This window comes from Methanobrevibacter sp. UBA412 (genome assembly GCA_002495685.1).
GTDB lineage: Archaea > Methanobacteriota > Methanobacteria > Methanobacteriales > Methanobacteriaceae > Methanobrevibacter_A > Methanobrevibacter_A acididurans.
In genome coordinates, this window is sequence record DAGJ01000024.1 from 88,610 (window position 1) to 108,901 (window position 20,292).

Consider the following 20,292-nt stretch of genomic DNA (forward strand, 5'->3'; position numbering starts at 1 on the left):
TCTTCTTTTAGACGTGGTTCTAAGGATAAAGAACCTGAAACTAATGAAGATTCTAGAAAAGGGAAGGGTGGATTTTTTTCATTTATTAAAGAAAAAACTTTATCTGAAAATGATGTTGAAGATATTCTCTTCGAACTAGAAATGTCATTACTAGAAGGGGATGTTGCAATGGATGTTGCCAGTACTGTAGTTGATTCTGTAAAAGATGATTTAGTTGGTCAAAAAATTAAAAGAAGCAGTGATATAGAAGAATATACTTATGATGCTCTTAAAAATGCTGTATCAAAAATAATTGATATTAAAGGAAAATCTTTTACAGAAATGATTGAAATGAAGAAGAAAGAAGGTGAACCTTTAGTTGTTATGTTTGTAGGTATAAATGGGACTGGTAAAACAACCACTATAGGAAAATTATCTAGTTATTACCTTAAAAAAGGATATACTCCAGTAATTGCTGCTTCAGATACATTTCGTGCAGGGGCAATAGAACAAGTTACTTATCATGCAAATAATGTAGGAGTTAAAATTATTAAACATGAAAAAGGTTCAGATCCTGCAGCAGTAGCATTTGATGCAGTTGCTCATGCAAAAGCACATAATAAAGAATTAGTGCTAATTGACACTGCAGGTAGAATGCAAACAAACACCAATCTTATGGATGAAATGAAAAAAATTAAAAGAGTTGCAAAACCTGATTTAGTTATATTTGTAGGTGATGCATTAACAGGTAATGATGCTACAGAACAAGCAACTAAATTTAATGATGCAATAGATATTGATGGTGTAATATTAACTAAAGCTGATGCGGATGCTAAAGGTGGGGCTTCACTATCCATTGGATATGTTATTAAGAAACCTATCATGTTTTTAGGTATGGGTCAAGGTTATGATGATATTATTGAATATGATGCAGATTGGATGTTAAATCAATTATTTGCGGAATCATAAAAATTAAATTTAATAAGGGGTTTAAATGAATAAAAAATATTTTTTTGCAACATTAATAATTATCTTAATAATAGTTTCAGGGGTTGCGTTTGTTTTTTCTTATTTGCCAAGTAATGTAATTTTAGGAGAAAATTCTTTACAACCTGGGGGTGATGTTTCTATTACTGTAACTGGAGATGTCCTATTTGGTCGTAAAATGCCAAGTGTTTTAAGTTCAGGTGAAAGTCCTTATCGTTTTGTTTCATCAGTAATTAACTCCTCTAATATTTTATTAGTTAATTTTGAAAATCCCGCCACTAACTCTGGATCAGCTGTTAAGGGTGATGTTCCTTTAAAATGTAGTCCTGAATATGTTCCACTTGTTAAAGGTTCAAATAACACGGTCTGTGCTTTAGCTAATAATCATGCTTTTGATTATGGGATTGCTGGAATGAATGATACTATCAATACTCTAAATCAAGCAAATATTACTCATATAGGTGCAGGAAACAATTTAGCAAATGCTTCAGCTCCTGCAACTATTCATACAAATGGGAGAACAATAACCATTCTTAATTATATGGATTCTGATAATTTTAAGGAATACAGTCAAGAGGTTATGCCAAAAGCTACAAATAATTCTTCAGGTTACTCAGCATATAATGAAACATTAGCTGCCCAAGAAATAAAATCAGCTAAAGAAAATGGTTCAGATTATGTAATTATTTTTATGCACTACGGAAATGAGTATAGCAGAACACCAAATGAAGAACAAGTAAATATTTCTCATCAATGTATTGATAATGGTGCAGATATTGTTTTAGGATCACATACACATGTAACTCAAGGAGTAGAAATTTATAAAGATAAACCTATATTTTATAATTTAGGTAACTTTATATTTGATCAAAGTAACTCAAATACTCATAGAGCATATTTTGTTAATATCCAATTAGTAAATAATACTGCAGAAGTTACAATGTATCCAATAGATATTATTAATTATCTTCCTCACTTTATGAGTCCATCTGATGGTCAAACATTACTTAAAGAGTTACAACCTCAATGTAACGATATAAATATTACTTCTAACGGTACTGGTGTACTGGTTTATAATTTAACTAATGAAAATAATTAAAAATTTTTCATTTTTATTTTATAATTTTATTTTTTCTATTTTTTTAAAATTAATATATTTTATTCTTTTTTCTTAATAATAATTTTAATTTTTAATTAATTTAAATTATTAAATATAGTTTTCTAAAACTAAATATTAGATAAAAATGTATAAATTTTTAAACCTTTTAAATCATATAATTATAATAATTAATTAAAATTTTCATGATATTTTTCATAACTTCCTTGAAATCTATCATGTAATATACATGAATTATTTTAATAATTGAAATTTTTATTAACTATATAATTTAATTTAAAATATATGTGATTATTTATGATGGGAGAAGAAGAACTTATAAAATTATTTCCGGAATTTTCAGATTCAATACAACCTTCAGGTATAGACCTTGCTCTTGATGAAATATTAATTCAAAAATCAGAAGGTTCATTAATTGATAATGAAAAAAATATACCTAAAATACAATCATTAAAAGGTCCAATTTACACACTGAAACCTCACACTGCTTATTTAGCCACAATTGATAAAAAAATTAAAATACCTAAAGGATATTCAATGTTATATTTACCAAGATCTACCTTATTAAGATCATTTGTATCTGTACAGACTGCAGTAGGTGATCCTGGATTTTATGGAACATTAACATTCTTAATAGTTAATCACGGAGATTTTGAATATAAACTAAAAAAGGGAGATAGAATAGCACAAGCTGTAATATTTCCAGTAAAAGGGTCTGGAGAATATAATGGTTTTTACCAAGAAAAATAATTAATTTTGGAGATAAAGATAATGAACACTGCTGAAGCCTTAGTTAAAATTTTAGAAAATAATAATGTAAAATACATATTTGGTCATCCTGGTGAACAAATTATTTCAATGTATGCAGCATTAAAAGATTCTTTAATAGAACATATTTTAACTCGACATGAACAAGGTGCAGCACATGCTGCAGATGGATACGCTAGATCTTCAGGAAAATTTGGAGTTTGTATGTCAACAGCAGGTCCTGGAGCTATGAATTTAGTGATGGGTGTTACTACTGCATTTAAAGATTCTGTCCCTATGTTAGTAATTACAGGTGACAATATTTATTCTAATCAAGGTAAAGATAACTTTCAATCAATGAAAATAAACGAAATCTTTAAAAATATAACTATTAGAAGTTTTTATCCTTCTAATGGAAAAAATGCAATAATTAATTTAAAAGAAGCATTAAACATTCTTAAAAATGAACCTAGAGGACCTGTTCACATTAATTTAGCAAAAAATGTATTAATGGATGAAAATATTGGAAATATTATCGATAGGGAAGTTAATTTAGTACAAAATTATAGATACTCTGCAATGTCTCAAATTGTTGATAAATTAAAAGAGAGTAAAAAACCTTTAATACTTGCAGGAAATGGGATATTCTGGGGAAATGCTACTAATGAATTAAAAGATTTTGTAAATAAAAATAATATACCAATTGTCACTACTTATCATTCAAAAGGAATTATTAGTGAATTTGAAAAATTAAACTTAGGGATAGTTGGAATTAGAGGCACACATTTAGCAAATTATGCATTTGAAAATTCTGATTTGATACTTGTTTTAGGGGCTAAATTATCAGACAGAACTTTAGCTAGAGTTAAAGACTTTAAAGAATTCAAATCTAAAATCATTGATATTAATATTAATAAAACTAAACTTAAAGGTGATATATGTTTATATGGGGATGTTAAAAAAGTTCTCAATGATTTATTAATTGATGATTTTCAAAAAGATTCTAAATGGTTAAGAAAAATTTATAGTAATCAAGTAAAAACTATTGTTGAAGGTACTGAAGATGATTCAACACCTTTAAGAACACCATATGCAATTTATAAAATATTAACTAATCGAAAAGATAGTATTATAGTAAGTGATGCAGGAACACACACAACCTGGACTCTTTTATTAACAAAAGCTTCTAATCCTGGTAAATTTATATTTTCAGGAGGATTTGGCCCAATGGGCTATAGTGTGCCAGCTTCAATTGGAGTTGCTTTAGCTAACCCTTCAGAAAAAGTTTTAGCAATTAACGGTGACGGTGACTTCCAAATGAATATTCAAGAATTAGCCACAATAAAAGAAAATAATTTAAATATAGGAATTTTTATTATGAATAATTCACAATTAGGAATTATTCGGCAATGGGAAGAACTTTATGGAATGGATTCTTACCAAATAAATTTAAAAAATCCAAATTTCACTCAAATAGCTAAAGGTTATGGGATAAATACTTTAAAAGTCCATACAAAAGAAGAATTAAATAATGCTATTAGTAAAGTTATGGATTCTAATGAACCTTTTGTAGTGGAGATCATAGTTCGTGAAGAAAATATTCCTCTTCCAGTGTATGATTAATCAGTTTTTTAATATATCTTTTACAAATTTTTGAATTATTTCATTATAATATTTTTCATATTCTTTTTTAAAAAATTGTAGATAAAATTCTTTTTCTAAACTTTTAGAATTTTTATAAATTAATATTACAGCTATTATTTGTAAATTTCCAGTATTTATTTTATTATTAAAACTTGTAAAATCAATTTCAAAATAAGGATAAATTTCAATATGATTATTTGTTCTTTTTTTACCAAAAAATCGTTCATTTTGATGTTGGATTAAATCATCAAAATTCATGTTTTTGCTCCGTCATTTTCTTTTTTGATTTGATAAATTTTCTTGATAATTTCTCTAATATTTTTATCACTTATTAATTTTAATAAACCTAAAAATGGTTTAAACAATCTAATTTTGAATGAAATTTTACCATTACTTTTTATTATTTCTTCTCCGAATAGTGCTTCTGTGGTAATAGAAACTTTTTTTGATAAATTTGGTAAAATATTTAGCATTGATAAAAAACCTACTATTTTTACAGTGTCTACATAGTCATATAAACCTAAACTAGTATGTGTTTCAAATTTATTTAACTTAATGGATTGTCTAATAATTTTTAAAAAATTTATTAAAATTTTTTTAGAATTTTTAATTAATGGAATTAAAGGTTTTATTTCATTAATTTTATCTTTTAAAGGAGTTTTTGTTTTATTTTTTTCTGGTTCTTCTGATGTAGATAATTCATTTTGGGTTTGTTTATTATTAAATCTTTTATTAAAAATTTTTAATTTAAGAATTTTTATACTTATTATAGCATTAATTTCTGTGTTTTTAACTTTATAATTTATCTGGATATGTAAATTAATAAATAGTAAGGAAAAAATTATTATTAAGATTATGGCTAATATGATTAGAATTATTGTTAGTATTATCAAAATATCAGCCTTTAACTATTTTTATATAAAATTTAAGAATTATTCTAATTCTGATTATCTAAATTAACTTTAATAGATTCTTTTTTTTCTTCATTAAGATTTTTTTCATCTGTGTTTGCATCTTTGATATCAACTACTTTAGTTTTATCTTTATTAGTTAAATCTTTGATTACATCACTTATAACTAATCCTAAATCTGTTATAGCTTTATTAATTGATGTACCTTTACTTAAATCAAGAACTCTTATTCCTTCGATCCCTTCTACGCCTTTAGTAATAACTACCATAGAAACAGGTTCAACTCCTGCAATAGCACCTGAGGCATTCCCTCCGGCTTCTTGCCCAAATTTTTCTCCAGCGCCTACACTGAATCCCATTTTCATAATAGGAATTAATAATTTATCTTCTGTTTCAATATATTTTCCTATAAGATTTTGGGAATCTAAAAGCTTTTTTAATTCTTCTGCGGTTGTTTTAATATTATTTTCATCTGTCATTTTTAATCAACTACTTTTTTTAAAAAATTTACATGTTATTGAATTTTTTAGTATATATTTATTTATTCTATTATTATAATTAAATATTTTACTTTTTTTTAAAAAAATCAATTTAATTACAGTAAAAATTTGAATTAATATAAAAAGAGTTATTAATATTTTTATTTAGTTGTTAATATGATAAAAAAATAGATTTATTAAATTAAAAAAATTTAAAATAGAATAAAATTTATAAAAATTTTATTCTGAGTAAAATTCAGCTATTGCTGAAGCACCTGCACCAGTATCTACATCTAAACCTAAATCTTTTAAGGTCATACCTAATGCAGTGTAAGTTATAGCTAATTCTTTATAAGAAATAGTACCTAAATGTCCAATTCTGAATACATGGTTTTTAAGATGATCTTGACCACCAGCAATTTCAACACGATATTTATCTCTTATGGTGTTTCTTAAATCACTATCTGTAATTCCTTCTGGCATTTTAAGTGCAGTAACAGTATTACTAGCAATTTTTTCACTTTTTGGGAATAATTCAAGTCCTAAAGCTTTTGCAGCTTTTCTTGATGCGGCTGCTGCTTTTATATGTCTTTCTATAGAATTATCTAAACCTTCTTCTTCAATCATTTTTAAAGCTTCTAATAAACCATAAATTGAATTAACACCAGGAGTATATGGGGTTTGTGGAGGTACACTGTTTCCTTTAGCTTTATATTTTGGCATATTTAAATAATAAGTATGTGAATCCACATTTTCAGTTGCTTTCCATGCTTCATCATTTAAAGTGATTGCTGCTAAGCCAGGAGGTGCAGCTAAACATTTTTGGGAACCAGTAAAACAAACATCAATTCCATATTTATCAACATCTACATAATCTCCTCCGAGTGAAGAGACAGTATCTACGATTAATAATGCATCATAGTTTTTCATTACTTTTCCAATTTCTTTAAGTGGATTATGCACACCAGTAGATGTTTCGTTGTGAATAACAGTTACAGCTTTTGTATCTTCATTAGCATCTAATGTTTCTGTAAGAATTTTAGGATCTAATACATCTCCCCATTCAACGGGAATTTCCACGGAATTAATACCATGAATTGTAGTAATATCTTTTAAACGATCTCCAAATTTTCCACCTGTGGCATTTATAATTTTTTCTTTAGGGTTAACTGTATTAGCTATAGCAGCTTCCATAGCAGATGTTCCAGAGCCAGTAAGTAAATATGATTGATTTTCTGTTTTAAACATTTGGGACATCATTTCAGTAGTTTCTGTGTATATTTCACCAAATTTAGCTCCTCTATGGTTAACAACAGTTTGAGACATAGCTCTTAATACTCTAGGAGCTACGTTTGTTGGACCTGGAAGCATCATTAATATATCATCCATTTTTCAAGTTCCTCCATTATTATAAGGATAATTTTTAGCTTGTTATCTTAATTTTTTGGAATATTAAATTAAATGTTATAAATAAAAAAATTCAAGCTTATATTACTTTCTTTTTTTTATCTTTTAAAAAGATTTTGTATTAAATAATTTTTTTGGAACTTTTAATTAGGGATTGTTCAGTTAATATATTTTAGGTATAAATAAATAATAGTTTAAAGAAAAATTTATTCAATTAAATCTATTTGTGGTGATTCATTATGGTGAATATCTTAATAAGTAATGATGATGGGGTTAATGCTCCGGGCATTTTAGCAGCTAAAAAATCACTTGAAGATTTAGGGAATATTACAGTTGTAGCTCCTGATGATGAACATAGTGGTTTAGGTAGAAGTTTAACAGTTATGAAACCTTTAAAAATTAATAAAACCACTTTAAATGATGGTAGTGTTGCATTTGGTGTTTCTGGAACTCCTTCGGATTCGGTAAGTTTAGGTATTCATGAAATCATGGAAATAAAACCAGATATTGTAATTGCGGGAATTAATTTGGGTCGTAATATTTGTAAAAGTGAAATTACTAAATCTGGAACTATTGGGGCTTCATTAGAAGCAGTTAATTCGGGTATTCCATCTTTAGCAGTTTCTTTATCTATAGATCATAGGGATGTTAAATTTGAAGATAATCAATTAAAATTTATAAAAGAGCCGGATTTTAGTTTTGCTTCTAAAATTTTACATAAAGTAGTAAAAAAAATCTTAATTAAGGGATTACCTAAAAATGTAGATTTATTAAATCTTAATATTCCTTCATATCCTTCTTCAGATAAAATAATGATTACTTCTTTAGCTGATAAAATGTTTGACACTGAAATTATTAATAAACGTAATGAAAATAATGAGGATTATTATTTGTTATCTCCTAAAATGGTTAAAAATTATGATAAAGGAACAGATGGTTATGCTTTATTAAATAAAAAATGTGTAAGTTTATCACCATTAAGATTTGACATGACTGGCAGTATTAACAGTTTAAAAAAATGGTGAAAAATATTTAAGGAGGATAATGATATGGATATAAATGAATGGGAAATTTGGTATAATAATATTTTAAATGATTTTGGTTTTTCAAGAGAAGGAGATGAAAAAACAGCTGATGTTTTAAATGATATATTAGATAAAAAAGGTTGTTTTGATATTGATGATTTGTACGATTATGTAACTAAAAAAACTTTAAGTAAAAATTTCATTGTTTTTGGTGCAGGCCCCTCTTTAAAATCTAATATTTCCCAAATTAAAAAAGATTATAATTTAAATGATTATATTTTAATCTCTGCTGATGGTGCAACAACTGCTCTTTTAGAAGAAGATATAATACCTGATATAATAGTAACGGATTTAGATGGGAAAATATCTGATTTATTAATTGCTAATGCTCAAGGTGCAATATTTGCGGTGCATGCCCATGGGGATAATGAAGATAAAATTATAACTTATACAAATACTTTAAAAAATGTTTTTGGAACAACTCAATCAATCCCTGAGAGAAATTTATATAATTTTGGGGGTTTTACTGATGGAGACAGAGCAATTTTTTTAGCAGTTGAGTTAGGTGCGAAAAAAATTTTATTAGCCGGTATGGACTTTGGAAACATTGTTACAAAATATTCAAGACCTAATATTAAAGATGATTTAGAAGTAGCAGATGAAGTTAAACAAAAAAAATTGAAATATGCAGAAAAATTAACTGAATGGATAGAAAAAAATGAGGATGTTGAATTAATTAATTTAATTTCCCCTTAATTGTGGGATAAATTATTTATATATTATGACAAAATAAATTAATAATATGGCAATTCAAGATATTTTAATGTTTGATGAAACTTTATTTAAAAATATTAGTGCATTCAATCCAGAGTATATGCCTGAAAATTATAATTTTAGGGATAATCAGATGGAAGCAATGGCTTATGCTTTAAGACCTGCTTTGAAAGGTGGGATGCCAAGTAATGCAGTAATTTTAGGGCCATGTGCTACGGGTAAAACAACCGCTGTAAAAAAAGTTTTCGACTTAATTGAAAATACATCAGATAAAATTAAATGTTGTTATATTAATTGTCAACTTAATACTACTCGTTTTGGTATTTTTTCTCAAATTCATGAAAAATTATTTGGACATAAACCTCCAGAAACAGGAGTGCCCTTTGCTACAATATATCAAAAGGTAATGAAAAATTTAACAGATAATGATACATCTTTAATCGTCGCTTTTGATGATGCTAATTTTATTTTTCAGAATAAAAATGCAAATAAAGTATTTTATGATATATTAAGAGCTTATGAAGAGTTTCCAACAGTTCATACTGGGATTTTTGTAATTTTATCTGAGCTTGAATTTAGATTTGCCTTAGATAAAAATGTTAAAACAGTTTTCATCCCACAAGATATAACATTTGAACCTTATTCTCATTCTCAAATACTCAGTATATTATCTGATCGAGTTAAAATGGGTTTTTATCCTAATGTTATTTCAGATGATTTGGTAAGGCAAATATCTGATTATACTTTTGAAACTGGTGATTTGAGAGAAGGTATAGATATTCTTAGAGTTTGTGGAAATATTGCTGAGTCTGAAGCATCTAAAAAAATAACACAAAAACATTTAGACAAAGCATTATCCAAGCATGTATCCTACAATTTACTTGAAACTTTAAAATCTTTAAATGATAAAGAATTTGCTTTGTTAAAATTAATTGTAAAAGAAGATGAATCTATTAATAAAGATGAAATTTTAACTGTGACTAAAGTTTCAGAAAAATTTAAAGAGCAAACTAAATCAAGTTATGCTAGTTTTAACAGAATTTTAGAAAAATTAGAATTTTTAAGATTAGTAGACACAAAATTAACTGGAAAAGGAATTAGAGGAAATTCAAGACAAATTTTTCTTCGTTTTGATCCTGATGATTTAAATTGTACAGACATAAATTTTTCTTAAAATTATTTTTATTTTATATATTATTTATTTTAAATTCCAAATATAACGTTTGGATTTGGAGTAGCGGAAACTGCCATTACACAGAATAATAATAAGGTTATTATTAACAATATAGATATGCATGAATTTAAATTATATCCATTGAAGAAAAAATAGTCATGAAAATTGCTTTGTTTTCTTAAATCTTTTCTATAATATTTTGTATTTTTGTTTGTCATTTTTAATCACTCCATATTATAAATGATATAAAATTAGATATATAAAAAAGAGTAAGAGCATTTGAAAACTAATATATTGTTAATTTTATTTTTTAATTTAAAAGTGGAAAATAAGGATTTGATAATTTGAAACCTTCTAAAGATTTACAAAAACAATATGAATTTTTTGATGTTACTGCAGATGTTGGTTTTTGGGCATTTGGTAGGACAATTAATGAAGCATACCAAAATGCATCACTAGCAATGTTTGAAGTAATGACCGACACTAAAAAAGTCAATCAAATAATTAATAAAAAAATTACAATTCAATCTGAAGATAAAGTTTCTCTATTATATGATTACTTAGAGGAATTATTATTTTTAGAAGAAACTGAATTTCTATTTTTTTCTAAATTTGATCTTATGATAAAAAAAAGTTTTAAAGATGATGAAATTAGTTATGAATTGAATGGGACAATATGGGGGGAACATATTGATTGGGATAAACATGAAAGACGTTCTGAAGTTAAAGCGGTTACATTCCATCTAATGGATGTAATCGAAGATGATTTATTTAAAGTAAGAGTAATCTTAGATTTATAATTTTTTTCTAATTATTTTTATTTAAAAAAAATATTTGGGATTTACTAGAAAATATTAAATATCATATTTTTAATAAATAATTAATGTTATTTATTTAAGAGGAAAACTATGAGTTTAACTGATTTTTTAAATTCACTTTTTTATAATGTGGATGAAAATGGGAATAAAAAGTTTAACAAAATGAAAACTGCAGTAGTTATAATACTTATTATCTGTTTATTATCTATTGTGATAACATTGTTAAATCCTTATGAAAATTTACCAATAAAACCTTTTGAAGGTTCTGTTAATGGAACTGGATTATTTAATGTTACAGGTAATGCTACTCCTAATTCTACAGTAATTTTATCATCACCTGAACTTAATATTAGTGGTATAGAAGTTCATACTAATAGTAATGGTACATTTTTTTATACATTAAAAGTACCGGATAATGCTAGAAATTTCACGATTGATGCATGTTATAAAGATGATCCTTCTGTTTCAAATTCAACTAATCAAACAAAATTTCAGAATAGAACATTGATGAATGTTACTTATAAAAATGGGAAGTATGTGGGCTACTAAAATTGTATTTATTTTTTATTAGCTTGCATTCTTAATTTTTACATTATAAAAATATAATATTTGAGTATTTATAATTAAGAAAGTAATGGGGATATTTATTCAGATTTTACTCTCCAATTTGTTTTAGATAATTATTATATTTTATTTTTAAGGATTTTTCATGTTTAAAACTATTATTTAAATTTTTTAGTGTAAAAATTTAACTTTTTTTAATTCTTTTTTTTAAATTAATTTTTTTCATGACTTATAAAACCTCAAATTTATATGTTTTAAAATAGATAAAATTTCATATTATATATTAATTTTATAAATTTTTTGAAAATTAATTTCTTTTAATTTATTTATTCAAAAATTCGCTAATTATGTGGTACAATGAGTATTAAGGAAAATATTAACAAAATTGATGAAAATATTTGGGAAATCCCAAGTAGTTATAAAAAACAAATGAAAGTTCCAGCAAGATTATACTTAAATGAAGAAGGTATTGAAAATCTTGAAGAAGGAGCTATAGAACAAGTAACAAATGTAGCATGTTTACCTGGAATTCAAAAGTTTTCATTAGGCCTTCCAGACATTCATTTTGGATATGGCTTCCCTATAGGTGGTGTTGGGGCTTTCAATATGAATAATGGTGTTGTTAGTCCTGGGGGTGTAGGTTTTGATATAAATTGTGGTGTTAGAATGATAAGATCTAACTTGTCAGAGGATGATTTAAAACCATATATTACAGAACTTACAGAAAAGCTATTTAAAAATATCCCTTCAGGTGTAGGAAGTAAAGGTAAAATTAAATTATTACCTAAAGAAATTGATGAAGTTTTAAATAAAGGTGCTGAATGGGCAGTAAATAATGGTTATGGTTGGAAAGAAGATTTAAAATTCTTAGAAGAGAATGGTCGAATAAAAAATGCAGATTCTGAGGTAGTTAGTGATAAAGCTAAAAAAAGAGGTATACCTCAATTAGGATCTCTTGGTTCAGGAAACCACTTTTTAGAAGTTCAAAAGGTTGATGAAATTTATAATGAAAAAGCTGCTAAAATTTTTAAATTAAAAAAAGGAACAATAACAATCATGGTTCATAGTGGGTCTAGAGGATGTGGACATCAAGTATGTTCTGATTATTTAAGAAAAATGGATAAAGCTTACAAAAAATATAAGTTAAATATTCCTGATAGACAACTTGCATGTGCTCCTTTAGATTCCGAAGAAGCTCAAGATTATTTAAAAGCAATGTATGCAGCGGCTAATTATGCATGGGCAAATCGTCAAATGATAGTTCATTGGGTTAGAGAAACATTTGAGGATGTTTTAGGTAAATCTGCAAAAGATATGGGCATGACAACTGTCTATGATGTTGCACATAATATAGCTAAAGAAGAAACACATATAGTTAATAAAAATGGTATGAAATTAAATTTATTAGTTCATAGAAAAGGAGCTACCCGTGCTTTTGGTCCAGGTAGAAGTGAAGTCCCTGAAGATTATCGTGAAATTGGTCAACCAGTTTTAATACCTGGAACCATGGGTACTTCTTCTTATGTTCTTCATGGAACCGAAATTGCAATGGAAAATACTTTTGGTTCTACTGCACATGGTGCTGGAAGAATCTTATCTAGATCTAAAGCTAAAAAAGAATTCTCTGCAGATGAAATTAAAGAAAATTTATTAAGTAAAGGTATTCAAGTTAAAGCTAATTCTGATCCAGTTTTAGCTGAAGAAGCTCCTGGGGCTTATAAAAATGTTGATCAAGTTGTGAAAACTTCTGATAAATTAGGAATTGCTAAATTAGTTGCTAAAGTAACTCCATTAATAGTTACTAAAGGTTAATTTTCTATTAAGGTGTAATTTATGATAGGTATTATTGGTGGAACTGGTGTATACAATATAGCGGAAAAAGCAGATAATGAAGAGAAAATTAAAGTTAAAACAAATTATAATGTAAATCCTGAAGTTTCTCTTCTAGAAATAGAGGGTAAAGAAGTTGCTTTTTTACCAAGACACTCATCAGGACATGCATATTCTCCACATATGATAAATTTTAAAGCTAATATTTCTGCTTTAAAAAGTTTAGGGGTTAATCAAATAATTGCTACTAATTCTGTAGGTAGTATTAATTTAGATATGGGTCCCGGTTCATTTGTTGTTGTGGATGATTTTCTTGATTTTACAGTTTTAAGAGATAGAACTTTTTATGATAAAAAAGTTGTTCATTTAGATTTTACTGAACCTTATTGTAACCGCTTAAGAAATAAAATTATTTCTAATGGGGATGTCATTTCTCATGGGACTTATGTATGTACTGAAGGTCCTAGATTTGAAACTCCTGCAGAAATTAACATGTTTCAAAAACTTGGTGGGGATGTTGTGGGTATGACAGGTCTCCCCGAAGCAGTTTTAGCTAAAGAAAAAGAGATATGTTATAGTTCTATATGTGTTGTTTCTAATTATGGTTCTGGTATTTCACCTAATAAATTAACTATGGATGAAGTATTAGAAATCATGGAAGAAAAGAATAATGATTTGATTAATTTAATTTATAAAACAATCAAAGATTTAAATGAAGATTTTGATTGTGATTGTTTACATGTTTTAAATGGTGCTGAATTTTAAGTTTTATAAAAAAATTATTTAGGAGATTTTGTTATGACAAAAGTTATTTTATTATGTGGAAGTCCAAGAGAAAATAGTAATACTATGCAAGTTTTAGAGGAATGTGCTAAATCTATAGAATCTAAAGGTGTTGAAACTGAGATAGTTAACTTAAGAGGATTGAATATTCAATCTTGTGTAGGTTGTAATGCATGTAAAACTAAAGGGAATTGTGTCATCAATGATGGCTTAGATGAAATTATCGAAAAAATAAGAAAAGCGGATGGTTTTATTCCAGCTGCACCTGTTTACTTTGGTACTGCACGTGGAGATATTATGGCAGCTTTACAAAGAATTGGTAAAGTTTCTAGAGGTAATGATAAATTTTTATCTTGGATGGTTGGGGGGCCAATTGCAATTGCTAGAAGAGGCGGTACCTCTATCACATTACAAGAAATGTCCATGTTTTTCAATATTAATGAAATGATTATAATTGGTAGTAATTATTGGAATATGGTTTTTGCAGGAGCTGAAGGTACTGCTCTTCAAGATACTGAAGGTATTGAAACAATTAAATTATTTGGAGAAAATGTTGCTAACTTATTAAATAAAATTAAAAATTAAACTTTTAATTTTTTTTAGGTGGTTTGTTTGAGAGTAGCTGTTGCATCATCTAATGGTAAAGATGTTGATTTACATTTTGGTAAAGCTAAAACTTTATTTGTGTATGATTTAATTGATGAGAATAATATTAAGTTTATTGAAAAGAGGAATGTAGATATTTTTGATGAGGTTAAACACCAATCTACTAAAGTTATTGATGCTGTTTCTGATTGTGAAACAGTTATCGTGGTTAAATATGGACCTACAACTAAATTAAAAGCTAAAAAAGCTAATTTAAAAATTATTGAAGATGAAGGACCTATTAAAGAAGTTTTAGAACGTTATATTGATCATGTTAAATTCATGAAAGGACATTTATAATTTTTTTTATTCTATTGAAAACCTTTAAATAAGATAAATTATTAATGTAATAATAACCTTTATGGGCGGGTTTTAATTTTTTAAAACTTTTTTACAGAATAATTTTTAAATAGAATGGATTGACTCCATATTTGTTAGATTGTGGATTATAGGGTTTAATTAGCTTTTAATTGTATTTTACAGCTTATTTTATATTTAATTTTATAATGCTTAATATTAGAGTACTCTATGAAAATTTACTAAAAATCTAATAAACTATATAAAAGATATTTTTGATTATGCTTTAATGCATATGATCTAAATTTTAAATTATTATTTATCATAAAATAACTAGTATAAACTATGTTTTATCAATATAAAGAAAATTTTTATGATAATATTATTAATTAATTACAAAAAATACGGAAAATAAAATAAATAGAGGTTTGATTTAAATGGCAAAAGCAAAAAGACGACACGTACGTGATACTTGGAAAGAAAAAGATTGGTATACTATAAAAACTCCTGTAGCTTTTGGAGATAAGGAAATTGGAGAAACCCCTTCAAGAGATCCTGATTTTCTTGTAGGAAGAACAGTAGAAGTTACTATGAGAGAATTAACTGGTGATTTTTCTAAACAATATATTAAATTACAATTTGAAATTGATAATGTAGCTGGTGATGTTGCAAATACAAAATTCACTGGACATAAAACAACTACTGATTATGTTAGAAGTATGATTAGAAGAGGTACTAGTAGAATAGATACTCCTGTTATAATTGAAACAAAAGATGGACATAAAATGAAGCTTCATGTTTTAGCTGTTACTACTAGAAGAGCAAAATCTTCTCAACAAAAATTCATGAGAGAAACAATTACTGAATTAGTTAATAACATTGCTGTAGAAAAGAACTTTGAAGATGTTATTGAAACTTCTGTTAATGGTAGATTAGCAAGTGAAATTTATCATACTGCTAAAAAAATCTATCCTCTTAAAAGAGTAGAAGTTATTAAAAGTAAAGTATTAGATTAATTACTTTTCAGATTAAAGAATTTATTTATAAAATAAATTCTCTATTTTTCACTTTTTTTTAAAATCGTTTTTTATATTTTAAGTTTTTATTATTTTTTATTCTAAATTTCAATATTTATCCCTTAAATATAAATTAATAGTTATCTTTTTATGATTAAACTTATATAATATAAATAAATTATATTTAGTGGTTATTATGGAAGAAGCTTTAATGATTAATTGGGGTTATGTGATAATACTCTTCTTATTAGGATTTTTTGTGTATTGGAGAAAATCTTTAGATTTATTAGGTTCTCTTACAATGATAATAATGGGTATTGTAATCATATTTTCAGCTGGTGTAAGTTGGTTAATTTTAATTGTAATTTTTTTAATCATGAGTTTATTGGCCACAAAATTTGCAAAACCTTATAAAAATAGTATTGGGGAATATGAAGGTAGAAGAACGGCTAAAAATGTTATTTCGAATGGTTTGGTTGCTTTCCTTATGGCCGCGTTTGGTGGTTATTATTTGCCCTTTGTAGGTGGTTTTTTAGGTTCTATAGCAACAGCTACTGCAGATACTCTTGCAAGTGAAATTGGAGTTTTACAAAATCCAGTACTTATAACAACTTTTAAGAAAGTTAGTCCTGGTACTGATGGAGCTATATCCTTTTTAGGAACTGCAGTTGGAATTGTTGGTGCAGGTATAATAGGTTTTGCAGCTTTTATTTTAGGTATAATGCCTGATCCTTGGATGTCTATAAAAATAGCAATTATTTCAGGTACTGTGGGCTGCTTTATGGATAGCTTTCTTGGGGCAGTATTTGAAAGAAGAGATTATTTAAATAATGAGCATGTTAATTTATTGGCTACTATAACTGGAGCTATAGTGGGTATAATATGTGTATTATAAAAAATAGAAAAAAAAGAAATTTTTTTTATTAAAAAATTTTTTTAGAATTTATTCTTCAACTATAATGAAAGCTTCTTTACCTGCTGCACATTCCGGACAAGCCCAATCATCAGGTAAATCTTCTAATAAAGTTCCTGCTGGTATATTATATGCAGGATCGCCTTTTTCAGAGTCAAATTTATATTCACAGTGCATACATTCGTATATTACCATAAAATCACCTTTTTTTTTATTTTAATTTAAGTAATTCAAATTTTGTAATAACTTATATTTATTAATTTCTAAAATGTTTTTTACTTATCAAATTAATTTTATATTTTACAAAAATTTTTTATCAATATATAAAATTATATAAATCATTTTAAACTAAAACCTAATCATATATATTAATTTAGAAATTAAATTTAGAATTTTATTATATCTCATTAATGAAATTTAAATTTTCTTTAATTTTATTTTAAAAAGGTGATGAAAAAATGAAAGGAATTATATTAGTTATGGATGGAATGGGAGATCGTCCTTTAAAAGAATTAGATAATCAAACACCTCTTCAAGCAGCTAACACTCCAAATATGGATAAAATGGCAGAACGTGGTATTACTGGTATAATGGATTCTATAAGACCTGGAATAATACCTGGAAGTGATACAGCTCATTTATCTATTTTAGGTTATGATCCATATGAAGTTTATACTGGACGTGGACCATTTGAAGCATCTGGTGTTGGATTAGATGTTATTCCTGGAGATATAGCATTTAGATGTAATTTCTCAACAGCTGATGAAAATGGAATTATAACGGATAGACGTGCTGGAAGAATTAGAGAAGGTACTAAAGATATTGTAGATGTTTTAAATACTATGGTTATAAAAGGTTATGAAGATATTCAGATAATTTTTAAAGAATCTACTGGCCATAGAGCAGTTCTTGTATTGCGTGGGGAAGGTTTATCTGATAAGGTAACAGATGCAGACCCTAAAGTTGAAGGTAAAAAACCTAAAATAGTTGAAAGTACTGATGGTAGTGAAGAAGCTAAAAGAACTGCAGATTTACTAAATAAAATTGTTGAAAAATCCTATGAAATGGTAAAAAATCATCCGGTTAATATTGGACGTATGGAGGAAAATAAACCCCCTGCTAATATAATAATACCTCGTGGTGCAGGAGCTGTACCTAAAGTAGAACATATTAATGAAAAATATGAAGTTAATTCTGCATGTATAGCTGAAACTGGTTTAATTATGGGAATTGGACGATTTGCAGGTATGGATATTATTGAAATGGATGATGTTACTGGTGGTGTAGATACTAATTTGGATAATATTATTGATACAATAATTAATCAAGTAAATAATACAGATCACAATTTCTTTTTAATTAATATTGATGGTGCTGATGAAGCAGGTCATGATGGTAATGCAATTCAGAAAAAAGAATTCATTGAAAAAGTTGATAAAATTGTTATGAGTAAATTATTAAACCTTAAAAATGTTGTATTATTTTTAACAGCTGACCATTCAACTCCAATTTCTGTTATGAATCATTCTGGAGATCCTGTTCCTGTTATAATTAATAGTCCTGAAGTAAGGGTTGATGATGTTAAAGAATATAATGAATTTGCTGTTGCAAAAGGTGGATTGTGTAGAATTAGAGGATCTGATGTAATGAATATTGTTATGGATTTAATGAATAATTCTCATAAATTTGGTGCTTGATTAAATGAAAATTTTAATGGTTGTGTTTTTTAATGAGTAATGAGAATAAGAAACTTTTTGGAACTTCTGGGATTAGAGGTAAAATAGGTACAGAAATTAATGCAAATTTAGCTTTAAATGTTGGAAAATCTTTAGCTTCATATTTAAAAAATGAAGGGACTGTTGTTATTGGTTATGATACTCGAACAACCAATAAAATGTTGGAACAAGCTATTGTATCTGGTTTGATGGAAGGTGGAATAAACATAATTAAATTAGGTATGGTTCCAACACCATTAGTAGGTTATGCTACACTTAAATTAGGTGCTAATGCAGGAATAATGATTACAGCATCACATAACCCTCCTCAATATAATGGTATTAAATTATGGAATCCTAATGGTATGGCTTATACTCCTATTCAAGAAGCTGAAATAGAACAATTATACAATTCTAAAGCTTATGGAAATGTAAGTTGGGAATATATAGGTTCAGTAACTCATAATACTGAGATTAAAAAACAATATATGAATGATTTATTAAACACAGTTAATATTAAAAAAGGTTTAAAAGTTGTAATCGATGCAGCTTCTGGTGCAGGATCAGAATTATCTCCTATAATATTCAGAAAAGCTGGTTGTGATGTGATAACTCTTAACTCTCAAGTAGATGGATTTTTCCCTGGACGTAATCCTGAACCTAATAAAACTAATCTTCAAAATCTTATGAAAGTGGTTGTTGCTACAGGTGCAGATCTTGGAATAGCTCATGATGGGGATGCTGATAGAATGATGGCTGTTGATGAAAATGGGAATATATCAGAATTTGATAAGTTATTAGCCCTTATTTCAAAAAATTTTGGAGGGACAGTAGTTACAACAGTTGATGCAGGATTATGTATGGATGAAGTAATGGAAAAAGTTGGGGGAAAAGTAATTAGAACAAAAGTTGGTGATGTTGCAGTTGCTGAGTCCATTATTAAAAATGATGCTACATTTGGAGGGGAACCCTCTGGAACATGGGTGCACCCTGATTTTTGTATGTGCCCTGATGGTTTATTGTCTGGTCTTAGAATTGCAGAAATAGTATCAAAAGAAGGGCCTTTAAGTAAATTATTAAATGAAATATCTTCTTATTTCAGTATTAGAGAAAAAGTGGTTTGTTCTAAAGAGGATAAATTAAAGGTGTTCGAAAATATGGAAGAACAATTAAAAGAAGAATTTGATGATATTAAATATGTTAATTCTATTGATGGGATTCGTTTAACATTTGATGATGGAAGTTGGGTACTATTAAGACCTTCTGGTACTGAAGATTATATTAGAATTACTTTAGAAGCTAAAACTGAAGAAAAAGCAGAATTAATAAGACAAAAATGTGTATTTTTAATTGAAAAAAATCTTTCATGAATAATTCAATTTCACATAATTAAGAATTTTAGTTAATTTAAAATAATTCAATCAACAAATTAAATTAATAATTAAACTTAAAAATTTTATAATTTGC

Annotated in this window: 23 protein-coding genes; 17 read left to right on the forward strand and 6 right to left on the reverse strand. The window is 26.9% G+C overall.

All coding sequences use genetic code 11. The features are described 5' to 3' along the window. The 4 genes from ftsY to BP997_RS07700 form a co-directional block, all read left to right on the forward strand. Window positions 1-948 (forward strand): signal recognition particle-docking protein FtsY (gene ftsY, locus BP997_RS07685; protein WP_413824495.1); only part of this gene is annotated, 948 nt, incomplete at its 5' end. A gap of 25 nt (window positions 949-973) precedes the next feature. Further along, the gene (locus tag BP997_RS07690; protein WP_409198086.1) at window positions 974-2,065 is read left to right on the forward strand and encodes a CapA family protein; all 1,092 of its coding nucleotides are present in this window, start codon (window positions 974-976) and stop codon (window positions 2,063-2,065) included. Window positions 2,066-2,380: 315 nt separating this feature from the next. Then, a complete protein-coding gene (locus BP997_RS07695; protein WP_409198085.1) occupies window positions 2,381-2,833 on the forward strand; it encodes a dCTP deaminase in 453 nt (150 codons plus the stop codon). A gap of 21 nt (window positions 2,834-2,854) precedes the next feature. Continuing rightward, window positions 2,855-4,453 carry a thiamine pyrophosphate-binding protein gene (locus BP997_RS07700; protein ID WP_413824493.1) on the forward strand — a complete coding sequence of 533 codons (1,599 nt, stop codon included), beginning with the start codon at window positions 2,855-2,857 and terminating at the stop codon, window positions 4,451-4,453. Here BP997_RS07700 and BP997_RS07705 read toward each other — a convergent pair whose 3' ends face one another. From BP997_RS07705 to BP997_RS07720, 4 genes are all read right to left on the reverse strand, one after another. Continuing rightward, window positions 4,454-4,732, reverse strand: coding sequence for a hypothetical protein (locus BP997_RS07705; RefSeq protein ID WP_409198083.1), 279 nt, complete (start codon window positions 4,730-4,732; stop codon window positions 4,454-4,456). Beyond that, on the reverse strand, window positions 4,729-5,367 hold the full coding sequence (locus BP997_RS07710; protein WP_409198082.1) for a hypothetical protein: 639 nt from the start codon (window positions 5,365-5,367) through the stop codon (window positions 4,729-4,731). Before BP997_RS07710 ends, BP997_RS07705 begins: the two co-directional genes overlap by 4 nt. A gap of 44 nt (window positions 5,368-5,411) precedes the next feature. Then, window positions 5,412-5,864 (reverse strand): GerW family sporulation protein, encoded by a 453-nt coding sequence (locus tag BP997_RS07715; RefSeq protein WP_409198081.1) that lies wholly within the window; start codon window positions 5,862-5,864, stop codon window positions 5,412-5,414. A gap of 240 nt (window positions 5,865-6,104) precedes the next feature. Beyond that, the gene (locus tag BP997_RS07720) at window positions 6,105-7,253 is read right to left on the reverse strand and encodes a pyridoxal-phosphate-dependent aminotransferase family protein (protein WP_409198080.1); all 1,149 of its coding nucleotides are present in this window, start codon (window positions 7,251-7,253) and stop codon (window positions 6,105-6,107) included. A 257-nt stretch (window positions 7,254-7,510) separates the two neighbouring features. Here BP997_RS07720 and surE point away from each other — a divergent pair, with 257 nt between their 5' ends. The 3 genes from surE to BP997_RS07735 are packed head-to-tail and all read left to right on the forward strand — an operon-like array spanning window position 7,511 to window position 10,244. Beyond that, a complete protein-coding gene (surE, locus tag BP997_RS07725) occupies window positions 7,511-8,296 on the forward strand; it encodes a 5'/3'-nucleotidase SurE (RefSeq protein ID WP_409198079.1) in 786 nt (261 codons plus the stop codon). Between the two features lie 24 nt (window positions 8,297-8,320). After that, the gene (locus BP997_RS07730) at window positions 8,321-9,052 is read left to right on the forward strand and encodes a 6-hydroxymethylpterin diphosphokinase MptE-like protein (RefSeq protein WP_409198078.1); all 732 of its coding nucleotides are present in this window, start codon (window positions 8,321-8,323) and stop codon (window positions 9,050-9,052) included. A 37-nt stretch (window positions 9,053-9,089) separates the two neighbouring features. Continuing rightward, the gene (locus tag BP997_RS07735; protein ID WP_409199105.1) at window positions 9,090-10,244 is read left to right on the forward strand and encodes an ORC1-type DNA replication protein; all 1,155 of its coding nucleotides are present in this window, start codon (window positions 9,090-9,092) and stop codon (window positions 10,242-10,244) included. A 29-nt stretch (window positions 10,245-10,273) separates the two neighbouring features. Here BP997_RS07735 and BP997_RS07740 read toward each other — a convergent pair whose 3' ends face one another. Then, on the reverse strand, window positions 10,274-10,462 hold the full coding sequence (locus BP997_RS07740; RefSeq protein ID WP_409198077.1) for a hypothetical protein: 189 nt from the start codon (window positions 10,460-10,462) through the stop codon (window positions 10,274-10,276). A gap of 126 nt (window positions 10,463-10,588) precedes the next feature. On the opposite strand from BP997_RS07740, the gene BP997_RS07745 reads away from it, so the two are divergent. From BP997_RS07745 to BP997_RS07780, 8 genes are all read left to right on the forward strand, one after another. Then, entirely contained in the window at window positions 10,589-11,044 is a 456-nt protein-coding gene (locus BP997_RS07745) for an archease (RefSeq protein ID WP_409198076.1), read from the forward strand. 108 nt (window positions 11,045-11,152) lie between these two features. After that, window positions 11,153-11,611, forward strand: coding sequence for a hypothetical protein (locus tag BP997_RS07750; protein ID WP_409198075.1), 459 nt, complete (start codon window positions 11,153-11,155; stop codon window positions 11,609-11,611). A 372-nt stretch (window positions 11,612-11,983) separates the two neighbouring features. Beyond that, window positions 11,984-13,438: an RtcB family protein gene (locus BP997_RS07755; RefSeq protein ID WP_409198074.1), complete on the forward strand. Its 1,455-nt coding sequence runs from the start codon at window positions 11,984-11,986 to the stop codon at window positions 13,436-13,438. 21 nt (window positions 13,439-13,459) lie between these two features. Continuing rightward, complete coding sequence (gene mtnP / locus BP997_RS07760) at window positions 13,460-14,221, forward strand: S-methyl-5'-thioadenosine phosphorylase (protein WP_413824491.1); 762 nt, start codon at window positions 13,460-13,462, stop codon at window positions 14,219-14,221. 33 nt (window positions 14,222-14,254) lie between these two features. Further along, window positions 14,255-14,824 (forward strand): flavodoxin family protein, encoded by a 570-nt coding sequence (locus BP997_RS07765; protein ID WP_409198072.1) that lies wholly within the window; start codon window positions 14,255-14,257, stop codon window positions 14,822-14,824. 27 nt (window positions 14,825-14,851) lie between these two features. After that, window positions 14,852-15,184 carry a NifB/NifX family molybdenum-iron cluster-binding protein gene (locus BP997_RS07770; RefSeq protein ID WP_413824489.1) on the forward strand — a complete coding sequence of 111 codons (333 nt, stop codon included), beginning with the start codon at window positions 14,852-14,854 and terminating at the stop codon, window positions 15,182-15,184. A gap of 434 nt (window positions 15,185-15,618) precedes the next feature. Further along, window positions 15,619-16,197 (forward strand): 30S ribosomal protein S3ae, encoded by a 579-nt coding sequence (locus tag BP997_RS07775; RefSeq protein ID WP_409198070.1) that lies wholly within the window; start codon window positions 15,619-15,621, stop codon window positions 16,195-16,197. Between the two features lie 196 nt (window positions 16,198-16,393). After that, on the forward strand, window positions 16,394-17,092 hold the full coding sequence (locus BP997_RS07780) for a TIGR00297 family protein (RefSeq protein WP_409198069.1): 699 nt from the start codon (window positions 16,394-16,396) through the stop codon (window positions 17,090-17,092). Window positions 17,093-17,140: 48 nt separating this feature from the next. Here BP997_RS07780 and BP997_RS07785 read toward each other — a convergent pair whose 3' ends face one another. Further along, entirely contained in the window at window positions 17,141-17,305 is a 165-nt protein-coding gene (locus tag BP997_RS07785) for a rubredoxin (RefSeq protein ID WP_409198068.1), read from the reverse strand. A gap of 263 nt (window positions 17,306-17,568) precedes the next feature. Here BP997_RS07785 and BP997_RS07790 point away from each other — a divergent pair, with 263 nt between their 5' ends. Next, window positions 17,569-18,807, forward strand: coding sequence for a 2,3-bisphosphoglycerate-independent phosphoglycerate mutase (locus BP997_RS07790; protein ID WP_409198067.1), 1,239 nt, complete (start codon window positions 17,569-17,571; stop codon window positions 18,805-18,807). A gap of 32 nt (window positions 18,808-18,839) precedes the next feature. Next, window positions 18,840-20,195 (forward strand): phosphoglucosamine mutase, encoded by a 1,356-nt coding sequence (gene glmM / locus BP997_RS07795; RefSeq protein WP_409198066.1) that lies wholly within the window; start codon window positions 18,840-18,842, stop codon window positions 20,193-20,195. The last annotated feature ends 97 nt before the right edge of the window (window positions 20,196-20,292 follow it).